The 13,043-nt window shown below is 73.1% G+C and carries 13 protein-coding genes; 3 read left to right on the forward strand and 10 right to left on the reverse strand.

Annotated elements, in window-relative coordinates:
- Positions 1-116: 116 nt before the first annotated feature.
- Genes B7C62_07390 through B7C62_07400 form a run of 3 tightly spaced genes read right to left on the reverse strand, consistent with a single transcriptional unit; the run spans position 117 to position 2,874 of the window.
- Complete coding sequence (locus B7C62_07390) at positions 117-836, reverse strand: DNA-binding response regulator (GenBank protein ID ARF72112.1); 720 nt, start codon at positions 834-836, stop codon at positions 117-119.
- Entirely contained in the window at positions 833-2,071 is a 1,239-nt protein-coding gene (locus B7C62_07395; GenBank protein ID ARF72113.1) for a sensor histidine kinase, read from the reverse strand. The genes B7C62_07390 and B7C62_07395 overlap by 4 nt, the downstream gene beginning before the upstream one ends.
- 29 nt (positions 2,072-2,100) lie before the next feature.
- Positions 2,101-2,874, reverse strand: a complete 774-nt coding sequence (locus B7C62_07400; GenBank protein ARF72114.1) for a 1-acyl-sn-glycerol-3-phosphate acyltransferase — start codon at positions 2,872-2,874, stop codon at positions 2,101-2,103.
- A gap of 227 nt (positions 2,875-3,101) precedes the next feature.
- On the opposite strand from B7C62_07400, the gene B7C62_07405 reads away from it, so the two are divergent.
- Positions 3,102-3,881 (forward strand): esterase, encoded by a 780-nt coding sequence (locus B7C62_07405; protein ARF72115.1) that lies wholly within the window; start codon positions 3,102-3,104, stop codon positions 3,879-3,881.
- The gene (locus tag B7C62_07410; protein ARF72116.1) at positions 3,874-4,611 is read left to right on the forward strand and encodes a hypothetical protein; all 738 of its coding nucleotides are present in this window, start codon (positions 3,874-3,876) and stop codon (positions 4,609-4,611) included. Before B7C62_07405 ends, B7C62_07410 begins: the two co-directional genes overlap by 8 nt.
- Before the next feature lie 69 nt (positions 4,612-4,680).
- Here the strand turns inward: B7C62_07410 and B7C62_07415 are convergent, their stop codons facing one another.
- The 6 genes from B7C62_07415 to B7C62_07440 all read right to left on the reverse strand — a co-directional run bounded on the left by B7C62_07415 (position 4,681) and on the right by B7C62_07440 (position 9,665).
- A complete protein-coding gene (locus B7C62_07415) occupies positions 4,681-5,433 on the reverse strand; it encodes an endonuclease (protein ID ARF72117.1) in 753 nt (250 codons plus the stop codon).
- 79 nt (positions 5,434-5,512) lie between these two features.
- Positions 5,513-6,454: a glucokinase gene (locus B7C62_07420; GenBank protein ARF72118.1), complete on the reverse strand. Its 942-nt coding sequence runs from the start codon at positions 6,452-6,454 to the stop codon at positions 5,513-5,515.
- A 75-nt stretch (positions 6,455-6,529) separates the two neighbouring features.
- Entirely contained in the window at positions 6,530-7,006 is a 477-nt protein-coding gene (locus tag B7C62_07425; protein ARF72119.1) for a hypothetical protein, read from the reverse strand.
- Positions 7,007-7,097: 91 nt separating this feature from the next.
- Positions 7,098-8,291, reverse strand: a complete 1,194-nt coding sequence (locus B7C62_07430) for a hypothetical protein (GenBank protein ARF72120.1) — start codon at positions 8,289-8,291, stop codon at positions 7,098-7,100.
- Positions 8,292-8,296: 5 nt separating this feature from the next.
- Entirely contained in the window at positions 8,297-8,746 is a 450-nt protein-coding gene (locus B7C62_07435) for a cyclase (GenBank protein ARF72121.1), read from the reverse strand.
- Between the two features lie 109 nt (positions 8,747-8,855).
- Positions 8,856-9,665, reverse strand: coding sequence for a metallophosphoesterase (locus tag B7C62_07440; protein ARF72122.1), 810 nt, complete (start codon positions 9,663-9,665; stop codon positions 8,856-8,858).
- A gap of 279 nt (positions 9,666-9,944) precedes the next feature.
- On the opposite strand from B7C62_07440, the gene B7C62_07445 reads away from it, so the two are divergent.
- The gene (locus B7C62_07445) at positions 9,945-11,741 is read left to right on the forward strand and encodes a long-chain fatty acid--CoA ligase (protein ARF72123.1); all 1,797 of its coding nucleotides are present in this window, start codon (positions 9,945-9,947) and stop codon (positions 11,739-11,741) included.
- A gap of 82 nt (positions 11,742-11,823) precedes the next feature.
- Here B7C62_07445 and B7C62_07450 read toward each other — a convergent pair whose 3' ends face one another.
- Positions 11,824-12,966: an alpha-(1-2)-phosphatidylinositol mannosyltransferase gene (locus tag B7C62_07450; GenBank protein ID ARF72124.1), complete on the reverse strand. Its 1,143-nt coding sequence runs from the start codon at positions 12,964-12,966 to the stop codon at positions 11,824-11,826.
- Positions 12,967-13,043 lie beyond the last annotated feature (77 nt).

The following is a 13,043-nucleotide window of genomic DNA, read 5'->3' on the forward strand; positions in this document are numbered from 1 at the left end:
TACGCGCGAAGGGTCCGGACATCGCGAATATACGGCTCCGCCCCCTGGCCCGCCCGGTGCCGGACGGCCCCCGCCGAGGGCCCGGAGGTCCCGGCCGGGCCCGCCCGGGCGCCGGATCAGACGTCGTCGAGGCCGCGCTCGATCGCGTACCGCACGAGCTCCACCCGGTTGTGCAGCTGGAGCTTTCCGAGGGTGTTCTGCACATGGTTCTGCACGGTGCGGTGCGAGATGACCAGGCGTTCGGCGATCTGCTTGTACGAGAGCCCCTTGGCGACCAGCCGCAGCACCTCGGTCTCCCGGTCGGTGAGCTGCGGGGCCTTGGGCTCGTCGGAGGCGGCGGGCGCGGGGTCGGAGGCGAGCCTGCGGTACTCGCCGAGGACCAGTCCCGCGAGGCCCGGGGTGAAGACCGGGTCGCCGTTCGCGGTGGAGCGGACGGCCTCGGTCAGCTCCTGGGTGGAGGCGGACTTCAGCAGATAGCCGGTGGCCCCGGACTTCACCGCCTCCAGGACGTCGGCGTGCTCGCCGCTCGCGGAGAGGACCAGGACGCGCAGGCCCGGGTGGGAGCCGACGAGCTCCTTGCAGACCTGGACGCCGGGCATACCGGGGAGGTTCAGATCGAGGACCAGGACGTCGGGCCGGGCCGCCCCGGCCCGGCGGACCGCCTGCGGGCCGTCCCCGGCGGTCGCGACGACGTCGAAGCCGGACTCGGCGAGGTCGCGGGCGACGGCGTCACGCCACATCGGGTGGTCGTCGACCACCATGACCCTGATGGGCCGGGCGGCGGCCTCCGCGCCGTCCTGCTCCGGTGCGTCCTGTGGTGCGTTCTGCGTACTCATCGGGCCGATCCTGCCTTCCCCCGGGAAACCTTCGGTGCTTTCGGAACTTTCAACTCGACCTCGGTGCCCTGTCCCGGCACCGAGATCACCTCGGCCGTGCCGCCGAGATCGCGCAGCCGGCCGCGGATGGAGAGCGCGACCCCCATCCGTCCCTCCCCCTCCGCCTGGGCGAGGCGCCCCTCCGGGATGCCGGGGCCGTCGTCCCGGACGGTCACGATCACCTCGCCGGGCTCGTCCTCGACCAGAATCCACGCCTGGGCCCCGTCCCCGGCGTGCACCCGCACATTGTCCAGGGCGGCACTGACGGCGGCGGCCAGCTCGCGGGCGGCCGCAGCGGGCAGGAGCACCGGAGCGCCGGGCTCCGCGAAGCTGGTACGGGAACCGGCGTGCGGGGCGAGCAGGGCGCGCAGGTCGCAGGGGGCCCCGTCGTCGCCGGGGCTCTCCTCGTCCACGTCGACCGTGCGGACGACCGCGCCCTCGGCGGCGTCCTCGGAAACCCGGGTCGGCGGCAGCAGACCGCTGGAGACCAGGGTGCGCAGGGCGACCTCCTGCTCCCCGGCCATCCGGCCCAGCTCGGCCGCCTCGCCGCCGATCGCGGTGCCCCGGCGCTGCACCATCGCGAGGACCTGGAGCACGCTGTCGTGGATGTCTCGGGCGAGCCGTTCGCGCTCGCGGGTGGCGGCCTCGATCTCCAGGGCGCGGGCCAGGGTGCGTTCACTGGCGCGGGCGACCTCGACGACGTACCCGATGGCTATGGAGGCGACCCAGACCAGCAGGACGTTGTGGTAGGTGTCCCGGCTGGGTTCGCCGCGCTGGACGATGTTGGCGACGGCGACAAAGGTGGAGGCGAAGGCCGCCCACCGCCAGCCGCCCTTGATGGCGAAGGCGAGGACCGCTCCGGCCGTCCAGATCGAGGGGAGCGTCGGGCCGTCGAAGGTCTGGGAGTGGAGGTCGGCGAGCGGGGTCAGCAGGATGCCGGTCAGCGCGACGACGAGATCGGCCCCGAGGAAGCGCTTGGTGCAGCTCGCCGCCGAGCGGACCTTGGGCAGGGTGGCGAGCGTCCACACGAAGAGGAACGCGAGATACGCGAAGGCCACCCAGGGCCGCTCGAACTTCTCCCGGCCGAAGACGGCCAGCAGCACCGCGTAGAGCATGGTCAGGACGCGGTAGCCCGTCAGCGCCCGCCACAGCGGCTGCTCGACCGACATCCGTACGACCCGCTCGCGCCTGGCCATGAACCCACCCCCCGGACGGTGCGACGCGGTTACGCGCCGGACCGTTCCGTTCCGTTCTCGTCGCCCGTCCGTGCCTGCTGCTTCCGGTCGCGCCTGGCCTCCTCCGCCTTCGCCTTCGCCTCGTCGGCGATCTGGCGCTTGGCGGCGGTGGCGTAGATGTCCACGTACTCCTGGCCGGAAAGCTTCATGATCTCGTACATGACCTCGTCGGTCACCGAGCGCAGGATGAAGCGGTCGCCGTCCATGCCCTGGTAGCGGCTGAAGTCCAGCGGCTTGCCGATCCTGATGCCGGGACGCATCAGCTTGGGCACCACCTGGCCGGGCGGCTGGATCTTCTCGGTGTCGATCATCGCGACCGGGATGACGGGGGCGCCGGTGGCCAGCGCCACCCGGGCCAGACCGCCGGGCTTGCCCCGGTAGAGGCGGCCGTCGGGCGAGCGGGTGCCCTCCGGGTAGATGCCGAAGAGGCCGCCGCTCTCGACGACCTGGATGCCCGCCCTGATGGCGGCCTCACCGGCGCCGCGCGCTCCGGAGCGGTCCACGGGGAGCTGGCCGACGCCCTTGAAGAAGGCGGCGGTGAGCCTGCCCTTCACGCCGGGGGCCGTGAAGTACTCGGCCTTGGCGATGAACGTGACCTTGCGGTCCAGGACAGCGGGGAGGAAGAAGGAGTCGGAGAAGGAGAGGTGGTTGCTCGCGAGGATCGCCGGCCCCTGCTCGGGGATGTTCTCCAGACCCTCCACCCACGGCCGGAAGGCGAGCTTCAGGGACCCGCCGATGGAGAACTTCATTGCGCCGTAGATCAACTGTGGTGCCTCCTGTGTGCTGTCGGTCAGACCTTAACCTGTGCGCTCCCGGCGCCCGGGGCCCGGCACGGGCCGTGGGCGGGCGCCCACGGCCCGTGCCGGGCGGGCGGCGGGGGCCGTGACGGCCCTGGTCGGTGTCGGTCCGGTCGCGTACGGTGAAGTCATCCGTCGAGCACTCCCCCGGTGCGCGCCCCTCCCCCGCCCCGCCTCACGAACAGGAGACCCCGGTGCCGGTCCTCCCTGGAGCCGAGCCGTTCCGCCACGAGGGCGGAGAGGACGGCGTCCTCCTCTGTCATGGCTTCACCGGCTCGCCGCAGTCGCTGCGCCCCTGGGCCGACTTCCTCGCCGAGCGCGGGCTGACCGTCTCGCTGCCGCTGCTGCCGGGCCACGGCACCCGCTGGGAGGACATGGCGGTCACCGGCTGGCAGGACTGGTACGCGGAGGTGGACCGCGAGCTGCGGGTGCTGCGCGAGAAGTGCGAGCGGGTCTTCGTCTTCGGGCTCTCCATGGGCGGTGCGCTCTCCCTGCGGCTGGCGGCCCGGCACGGGGACGCGATCAGCGGGCTGGTGCTGGTCAACCCGGCCAACAAGGTGCACGGCCTCTCCGCGTACGCGCTGCCGGTCGCCCGCCATCTGGTGCGTACGACGAAGGGGCTGGCCGACGACATCGCGCTCCCCGGTTCGCACGAGGTGGGCTACGACCGGGTGCCGCTGCACGCGGCCCACTCGGTGCGGAAGTTCTTCCGGCTGGTCGACGGGGAGCTGCCCCAGGTGACCCAGCCGGTGGTGCTGCTGCACAGCCCGCAGGACCATGTCGTGCCCCCGGCGGACAGCGCCCGCATCCTCAGCAGGATCTCCTCCACGGACGTCACGGAAATCCTGCTGGAACAGAGCTACCACGTCGCGACGTTGGACCATGATGCGGAGCGGATCTTCGATGAGAGCTACCGGTTCATCGGCCGTCTCGCACCGAACGTCGGGAAGAAGGGGAGCACGTCCGGTGGCTGAGCACGACGCTGAACGCACAGGCGGCGACGAGGGGCGCGAACCGCGCCCCGCGGAGAGCGCGGCCGTCCCCGAGGGGACGAAGGCCGCTGTTCCGGAGGGCGCTGTCCCGGAAGGGGCGGGGCCGGAGAAGCTGGAGAAGCGGGCCGACGAGGAGCCCGTGATCGACGAGGAGGCGGCCTGGGCCGCGATCGTCGCGGGGTACGGGGAGGAGCCGCCGGACCCGCCGGGCGCCAAGCCCTTCAAGTCGGTCGAGGACCTCGCCCTGCTGGAGGACGACCAGCGCAATGTGCTGGGGCCGGACAGCGGCCGGGGCGGCGACCCGGCGGACAAGGGGTCGGGGAAGAAGCCCCCGAAGCCGCCGGAGAAGAAGCCGCTCGGCAGCTCCGTCGTCTTCGCGCCCGGCGTCGCGGGCCCCCGCGACTACGAGCTGGCCGAGTCCAAGGACGACGGCATCGACCTCCCGGACGACGGCGAGGAGGGCCACTTCGTGCCCCCGGAGCCGCCGCCGCTGCCGGAGGCCGACACCACGGCGAAGTTCGCCTGGCTCGCGGTGATCGGCGGTCCGGTCCTGATGCTGCTGGCGGTGCTGTTCCAGTGGGACATGACGTGGTGGCTCACCACGCTCTGCATCGGCGGTTTCCTCGGCGGCTTCGTCACCCTGGTGGCCCGGATGCCGCACGACGACGATGACGACCCGTACGGGGACCCGGGGCGCGGCGCGGTGGTGTAGCCGCCCGGGCGGCCGGGGTGCGGCGCGGTCGTGCGGACACCGGCCGGCCGGGGCGCGGGACTGTGCCCGTCATCCGGCCGGGACCCTGAGGGCGGCCAGCACCGGCAGATGGTCGGTGGCCGCTCTCAGGTCCGCCCCGCTCACCCCGGGGAGCCCGTCCGGGACCCCGCAGCCGAGCACCTCGATGCCCGGGGTCGCGAACACCGCGTCGATGCGCTTACGGGGCTCGTCCGGCGGGAACGTCAGCTCCCCGCCCCAGGGGGCGACGGCCCGGCAGTCCTGGAGGTGCCCGGCCAGCTGCCGGAACGCCTTCCCGGTCGGTACGTCGTTGAGGTCGCCGCCCGCCACGGCGTGCTCCACGCCCATCGCCGCCAGCCGCTCCAGCACCATCCCCGCCTGGGCGAGGCGCTCCTCGCGCTGGAGGCTCAGATGGCAGCTCAGCACCCCGAGCCGGACCCCGCCGATGCGGACGACGGCGGTGGCGAGGCCCCGGCGGTGCAGGCCCGGGGTGAGCGGCAGCAGGACGTCCTCGGTGCGCTCGACGGCGGCCCGCAGCGAGCAGAGCAGCAGCGGCCCGGCGGCCGTGGCACCGCCGCTGAGGACCACCAGATCGCTGCTCCGGGCCAGCCGGGCGGCGGCCTTGCGCCAGCGGAAGAAGCGCGGCGCCTCCTGGACGAGGACGAGATCGGGGGCGCAGGCGCGGATGACCCGGGCCAGGGCCGCCGTGTCGTCGTGCATCGACCGGACGTTGTAGCTCAGCACCCGGATCACGGCTGAACCGTCCGGCTCGGTACGGGAGTCGGGCAGTGGCGTCAGGACCATGCGGGCCACGATACGACGGACGCCCGCCGCTGCCCCGGAGGGCGGCGACGGGCGTCCGCTGCGTCGTACCGCAGGGAACTCAGCCCTGGCGGGCGAGGTCGGCCGCGCCCACCAGCCCTGCCTTGCCGCCGAGTTGGGCGGCGAGCACCTGGGCGTGCGGGCGCCACTGGCCGCCGATCAGCCAGCGCCGGAACGACTTGCGGATCGGGTCGAGGACGAGCTCGCCCTCGTCCGATACGCCGCCGCCGACGATGAACGCGGACGGGTCGAACAGCGAGGCGAGGTCGGCCAGTCCGGCCCCGGCCCAGCGGGCCAGCTCGCGGAACGAGTCGACCGCGACCGGGTCGCCCCGGCGGGCGGCCTCGCTGATGTGCTTGCCCTCGATGCCGTCCACCGTGCCGTCGCCGAGGCCCAGCAGGACGGCGGCGTTCTCCGGGGTGGCGTTGGCGCGCTGCTTCGCGTACCGCACGAGGGCGCGGCCGGAGGCGTACTGCTCCCAGCAGCCCTGGCTGCCGCAGCCGCAGAGCAGACCGTCCGGGACGACCCGGATGTGGCCGAACTCGGCGGCCACACCGAAGCGTCCGCGCCGCAGCTTGTTGCCGATGATGATGCCACCGCCGAGGCCGGTGCCGAGCGTGATGCAGATGACGTCGTCGTGGCCCTGGCCGGCTCCGAAGCGGTACTCGCCCCAGGCCGCCGCGTTGGCGTCGTTCTCGACGACGACGGGCAGGCCGACGCGCTGCTCGACCTTGTCCTTGAGCGGCTCGTGGCGCCAGTCGATGTTGGGCGCGAACAGGACGGTGGCGCGCTTGTCGTCGACATAACCGGCGGCGCCGATGCCGACGGCCTCCACGTCGTGTCCCTCGCTCGCCCCGGCCACCGCCGAGCAGATCGCGTCGACGATGCCTTCGGCCGTCGGGGGCGTCGCCACCTTGAACGTCGAGAGGATGCGACCCTCTTCGTCGACCACTCCAGCCGCGATCTTCGTGCCGCCGATATCGACGCCGATGGTGAGTCCCATGAATCCCTCAGTTCCGGTCGAGCCCCGCTAAGGGCAACCGTACCCGAGGCGGGGCACCGGCCCGGCCCGGACCGATCAGTCCAGGTCGATGCGTTCGGTGCCGGAGGGGCCTTCGTCGCGCGGGTCGGAGGGGTCGTCGGCGGCCTTTCCGGCGGGCTTCTCCGAGGGGCCGGAGGCCGGGTCGGCGGCGGTGCGGGTCCAGCGGCTCTCCTGGCCCTCCACCGCCGAGCGGTAGGCGGCCAGCAGCTCGTTGCCCGCGGCGGCGAGGTGGTCGAAGACCTGCGGGTTGCGTTCGATGACCGGCTCCACGGCGGACTTCGCCTGCCGGATGGCCTGCTGGACCGCGCCCTGGGCGGCGGCGCCGAACAGCGGGGTCTGGAGCGAGGAGACCTTGTCGGCGACCGCGTCGACGAGCTTGCGCAGCTCCTCGGCGGCGGAGCCGGGCTGCGGGCCGTACTGCGCGCGGCGGCGGGCCTTCTCGGCGGCGAGGTCCTCGGCGCAGGCGTCGGCCCACGCGTCGCCGTCGAAGGGACGATCGGTGGCTTCACTCATGACGGGCTCCTGCGACACGGGGTACCGGCCACCGGCGGCCTGCGCCGGCGGGACTCGTACCACCGACGTTACCCGAACGGCCGCACACCGTTCAGGGCGTACGGGGCCAGAGCCCGGGGTCGGGGGTGAAGCGGACGCGCAGGACGCCGTCGGTCAGGGCCGCGCCGGAGACCGTGCAGCGGCGCAGGGCCGAGGCGACCTTGATGATCCGGTGGAACGGGCCCACGGTCAGGAGGAGTTCCTCACCCCGGCGGACCAGCCGCAAGTCCTCCTTGACCGCGCCGGGCAGCGGCAGGCACCAGGTCAGCTCGGCCGGAGTGCCGCTCTCCCCCGGCTCTCCCTCGATCCACCACGGGTCCTCCGCCCTCCCCGCCTCGCGCCCGTCCGGCGCGGGGACGGCGAGCGCGGCCAGGTCGTCGCTGGTGCGGGGGTCGCGGCCGAGGTGGGCGGCCTCATGGACGGGGACCTCCGGGGCCCACTCCTCGTGCCAGTGGCCCAGGCACTTCTCCTGCCGGGCGGCGAGATCGGCGAACCAGGGGTCGGACGAGTGGCGGGGCAGGACGCGGTTGGCGACCAGGAGGTCGGCGCGGAGCCCGTGCAGGGCGAGGCCGGTGCGGGCGGCGCGCAGGGCGTCCCCGGCGGCGGACCCGGGTTCGGCGACCAGGCGGAGCGTGGTGGCGCGGTCCTCGACCAGGGCCTGGACGGCGGCCAGCTCGGCGTCCTTGCGGGCGGCGGCCTCGTACAGCCACTGGGCGGGCATCGGGACCCCGGCGAGCTGGGCGAGGACGGGGCGCAGGGCGCGGGCGGCCTGGCGTTCGGCGGGCAGGAGGCGGCGCAGATAGCGGCGGAGCTGCTCGGGCAGGGCCAGCAGGGCGAGGGCCTGGTCGAGCGGCGGGAGGTCCACGACGAGGGTGCCGTAACCGGCGGTGGACCAGTCCCCGGCGGCGGCCCGGTGCAGGGTGTGCAGGAGGGCGAGCTGCGGGGAGCCGGGGAGTTCGGTGAGCTCCTCGCCGTCCAGCCGCCCGGCGCCGACGAGATCCAGGACGCCGGAGGCGCGCTGCTGGAGCTCGGTGAGCTCGGCGCGGAAGTGGGCGCCGGAGTCGATGCGGGCGTGGTCGAGCCGGTCGGTGACCCGGGTGGGTTCCGTACCGGCCGGGAGGCCGGGTATGGGCGCGGCGGAGACCAGGAGGGTGCGGCTGCCGTGCGCGGCGGCGGCCAGGGCGGTCGCCGCCGCGAGGGTGGTACGGCCCGCGCCGCCGGGGCCGGTGACCAGGACCGTACGCATCGGGCTCAGCCCTGCGGGATGGACTCGACGCGCTTCTTCAGACCGGCGAGCGCGCGGTCGATGATGACCTTCTCGGCCTTGCGCTTGATCATGCCGAGGAGCGGGATCTTGACGTCGACGGCGAGCTTGTAGGTGACCTCGGTCCGCACCCCGCCGGCCATCGGCGCGAGGGCGTACGTGCCGTCCAGGGAGCGCAGCATCTGGGACTTGACCAGGGTCCAGCTGACTTCCTTGTCGCCGAGCCAGGTGTACTCCAGGACGTGGTCGTCCTTGATCGCTCCGGCGTCCAGGACGAGGCGGACCTGTTCGGCGCGGCCCTGGTCGTTCACGGCCAGCACCTCGGCCTCCTTCACCTCGCCGGTCCACTCCGGGTAGCGGGCGAAGTCGGCGATCACGCTCATGACGTCGGCCGGTGCCGCCTCGATCGTGATGCTCGAGCTGGTGTGTTCAGCCATCGCCGTGGCCCTCCAGTGCGGTGTAACCGGTCGCGTTCGGCAGAAGCCTGCCGCTGTGCAGGCTATCGCGTGCCCGCCGCGCCCCGGTCCACGGCCCGGGACCTTCCGGTCACCAGGTCAGCGCCCAGGGTGTGCCGGTGGAGGCGAAGTGGCCGACGTTGACGCACTCGGTGGTGCCGATCCGCATCCGGCGGACCAGCGGCTGGTGAACATGGCCGAAAAGCGCGTACCGGGGGCGGGTGGTGCGGATGGCCTCCAGCAGGGCGGTGCTGCCGCGTTCGAAGCGGCGGGCGACGGTGTCGTATGTCAGCTCGGGAACCTCGGGCGGGATGTGCGAGCAGAGCACGTCGACCGGGCCGAGCGCCTCGACCTTGGCCGCGTACTCCTCGTCGCTGATCTCGTACGGGGTGTTCATCGGGGTCCTGAGGCCGCCGCCGACGAAGCCGAAGACCCGGCCGCCGATCTCGACCCGCTCGCCGTCCAGCACGGTGGTGCCGGGGCGGGCGTACTCGGGCCACAGACGGGGGACGTCGACGTTGCCGTAGGTGGCGTACGTCGGGGTGGGGAAGGCGGCGAAGAGTTCGGCGTACTGCCGGCGCACCGCGCCGATGATCTCGGTGTTGCGGTCGCGGCCCGCCCACAGCTCGCGGCCGAAGGCGCGGGCCTCCTCGTAGCGGCGGGCGGTGCGCAGCGCAACGATGCGGCTGGCGTTCTCCTTGCCGAACAGGGCGGGGAAGATGCCGCGCGAGTGGTCGGCGTAGTCGAGGAAGAGCACCAGGTCACCGAGGCAGATCAGGGCGTCGGCACCGTCCCCGGCACGGGCCAGGGCCTCGGTGTTGCCGTGGACGTCGCTGACCACGTGAATCCGGGTGGAGCGCCGTGCGCCCGCCACCGGCCCGGCCGGTTCGCTGCCTCGCATGCGGATCAGCCTAGGACCCCTGCCCCTTACCCGGTAGACCGGCCGGACCTGCGGTTACTTCCGAGTCGTCGCGGCGGTGGACTACTGTGCGCGAAAGGGCCATTTATCTGTGTGATGCATAAGACATCTGGCCGGAACCCCCTATCGGGAACCAGGTACCGATGGGTAACGTCCGGGCAGTCCAGTCGTGCTCACCCCCCTGAGCACCCGCCATTCTTGGACCGCAGCCGGTGCGTCACACAGAGCCGTGGCACCGGAGCCCGATGAGGAGCAGCAGTCTTGCGCGAGTTCAGCCTTCCGGCCCTGTACGAGGTCCCGACGGACGGCAATCTGACGGATCTGATCCGCCGCAACGCCGCTCAGCATCCCGATGTCGCGGTGATGAGCCGCAAGGTGGCCGGTGCCTGGACCGATGTCAGCGCCACCCAGTTCCTGGCCGAGGTGAGAGCCGCCGCCAAAGGGCTGATCGCCTCGGGCGTGGGGCCCGGCGACCGGGTCGCCCTGATGTCGCGCACCCGGTTCGAGTGGGTGCTGCTGGACTTCGCGATCTGGAGCGCGGGCGCGGTGACCGTGCCGGTGTACGAGACCAGCTCCGCCGAGCAGGTGCAGTGGATTCTCGGTGACTCCGGGGCGGTGGCGGTGGTCGTGGAGAGCGACGCGCACGCGGCCGCGGTGGAGTCCGTACGGGAGGGGCTGCCGGAGCTCGCGCACGTCTGGCAGATCGAGGCGGGCGCGGTGAAGGCCCTGGGCGAGGCGGGCGCCGAGGTCCCGGACGAGACCATGGACGCGCGGATGGTCAGCGCCAAGGCGGACGACCCGGCCACCATCGTCTACACCTCCGGCACCACGGGCCGCCCCAAGGGCTGTGTGCTCACCCACCGCAGCTTCTTCGCGGAGTGCGGCAACGTGGTGGAGCGGCTGAAGCCCCTGTTCCGTACAGGCGAGTGCTCGGTGCTGCTGTTCCTGCCCGCCGCGCACGTCTTCGGCCGGATGGTCGAGGTGGCCTCGGTGATGGCCCCGATCCGGCTCGGCTGCGTCCCCGACATCAAGAACCTCACCGATGAGCTGGCCACGTTCCGGCCGACCCTGATCCTCGGGGTGCCCCGGGTCTTCGAGAAGGTCTACAACGCGGCGCGCGCCAAGGCGCAGGCCGACGGCAAGGGCAAGATCTTCGACCGGGCCGCCGACACGGCGATCGCCTACAGCCGGGCGCTCTCCACCCCGCAGGGCCCCTCGCTGGGGCTGAAGCTGAAGCACAAGCTGTTCGACAAGCTGGTCTTCGGCAAGCTGCGCGCGGTCCTCGGCGGCAAGGGCGAGTTCGCGATCTCCGGCGGGGCCCCGCTCGGTGAGCGGCTCGGCCACTTCTACCGGGGCATCGGCTTCACGGTCCTGGAGGGCTACGGCCTGACCGAGAGCTGCGCGGCCACCGCGTTCAACCCGTGGGACCGGCAGAAGATCGGTACGGTCGGCCAGCCGCTGCCCGGCTCGGTGGTGCGGATCGCGGACGACGGCGAGGTGCTGCTCCACGGCGAGCACCTGTTCACCGGGTACTGGAAGAACGAGTCGGCGTCCGCCGAGGCGCTGGCCGACGGCTGGTTCCACACCGGGGACATCGGCACGCTCGACGAGGACGGCTATCTGGCGATCACCGGCCGCAAGAAGGAGATCATCGTCACGGCGGGCGGCAAGAACGTGGCCCCCGCGGTGATCGAGGACCGCATCCGCGCCCACGCCCTGGTCGCCGAGTGCATGGTGGTCGGCGACGGCCGCCCGTTCGTGGGCGCGCTGGTCACCCTGGACGAGGAGTTCCTGAGCCGCTGGGCCGAGGAGCACGGCAAGCCGGCCGGTTCGACGGCCCTGTCGCTGCGGGAGGACCCGGAGCTGCTGGCGGAGGTGCAGCGGGCGGTGGACAACGGCAACGCGGCGGTCTCCAAGGCCGAGTCCGTACGCAAGTTCCGTATCCTGCCCGCCCAGTTCACCGAGGAGGCGGGCCACATCACACCGTCGCTGAAGCTGAAGCGGAACGTGGTGGCGAAGGACTTCGCGGACGAGGTGGAGTCGATCTACCGCGCCTGAGTGTTACGCGTACGGAGAGGGGGCCCGCGCCTTTCGAGGCGCGGGCCCCCTCTCCGTACGCACAGCAAAGGCCCTCAGGGAGTCACAGCAGGGTCTTCAGCTTCTCCGCCAGCAGGTCCCAGCGCCACTTCTCCTCGACCCAGGCGCGTCCGCGCTCCCCCATCCGCCGCCGCAGCTCCGCGTCCCCGAGCAGCGTCACGATCCGGTCCGCCGCCTCCTCCGGGCTGCCCCCGCGCACCACCCACCCGGTCTCGCCGTCGAGCACCGCGTCCGGCGCGCCGCCCGAGTCCCCGGCCACCACCGGCAGCCCGGTCGCGGACGCCTCCAGGTAGACGATGCCGAGCCCCTCCACGTCCAGCCCCCGCCGCCGGGTCCGGCACGGCATGGCGAAGACGTCCCCGGCCCCGTAGTGCGCGGGCAGCTCCTCCCACGGCACGGGCCCGGTGAACCGCACCGAGTCCGCCACCCCGGTCTCCGCCGCGAGCCGCTTCAGCTCCTTGGCGTACGGGCCGCCGCCGACGATCAGCAGCACCGCGTCCGGGAGCTGCGCGAGGATCGCGGGCATGGCCAGGATCAGCGTGTCCTGGCCCTTGCGCGGCACCAGGCGCGAGACGCAGACGACCACGGGCCGGTCGGAGAGGCCGAGGCGGGCGCGGACCCGGTCGCCGCCGGAGGCCGGGTGGAAGGTCTTCTCGTCGACGCCCGGCGGCAGCTGCACCATGCGGGCGGCGGCCTCCGGGGTAAGGGCGGCGGCGATGCGGGAGCGGGTGTACTCACCCAGATAGGTGATCGTGTCCGTGCCCTCCCCGACCCTGCGCAGCAGCTGCCGGGAGGCGGGCAGCTGGGCCCAGCCCGCCTCGTGGCCGTGGGTGGTGGCCACCAGCCGCCTCGCGCCCGCGCGGCGCAGCGCGGGGGCCATCAGGCCGAGCGGGGCGGCGGCGCCGAACCAGACGGAGGTGCAGCCGTGTTCGCGCAGCAGGGCGGTGGCCCGCCGGGTGACGCGCGGGGTCGGCAGCAGCATCGTCGTCCGGTCGCGGACCACGGTGAACGGCTGCTCGGCGTCGAAGGCGGCGGTGGCCGCCGTCCCTTCCTCGCCGCGCTTCCAGGTGGAGGCGTAGACGACGACCCGGTCGGGGTCCAGGCGCAGCGCCATGTTGTGCAGGAACGCCTGGATGCCACCGGGGCGGGGCGGGAAGTCATTGGTCACGATCAAGGTCTTGTCCATCGCGGCCGACAGTACCGAACGGCCGCGCTTCCCGGCCGACGCCCTCGCTCCCCGGCATCATGGGCCGCCGGACGAGA

This window comes from Kitasatospora albolonga (genome assembly GCA_002082585.1).
Taxonomy (GTDB): Bacteria; Actinomycetota; Actinomycetes; order Streptomycetales; family Streptomycetaceae; genus Streptomyces; species Streptomyces stephensoniae.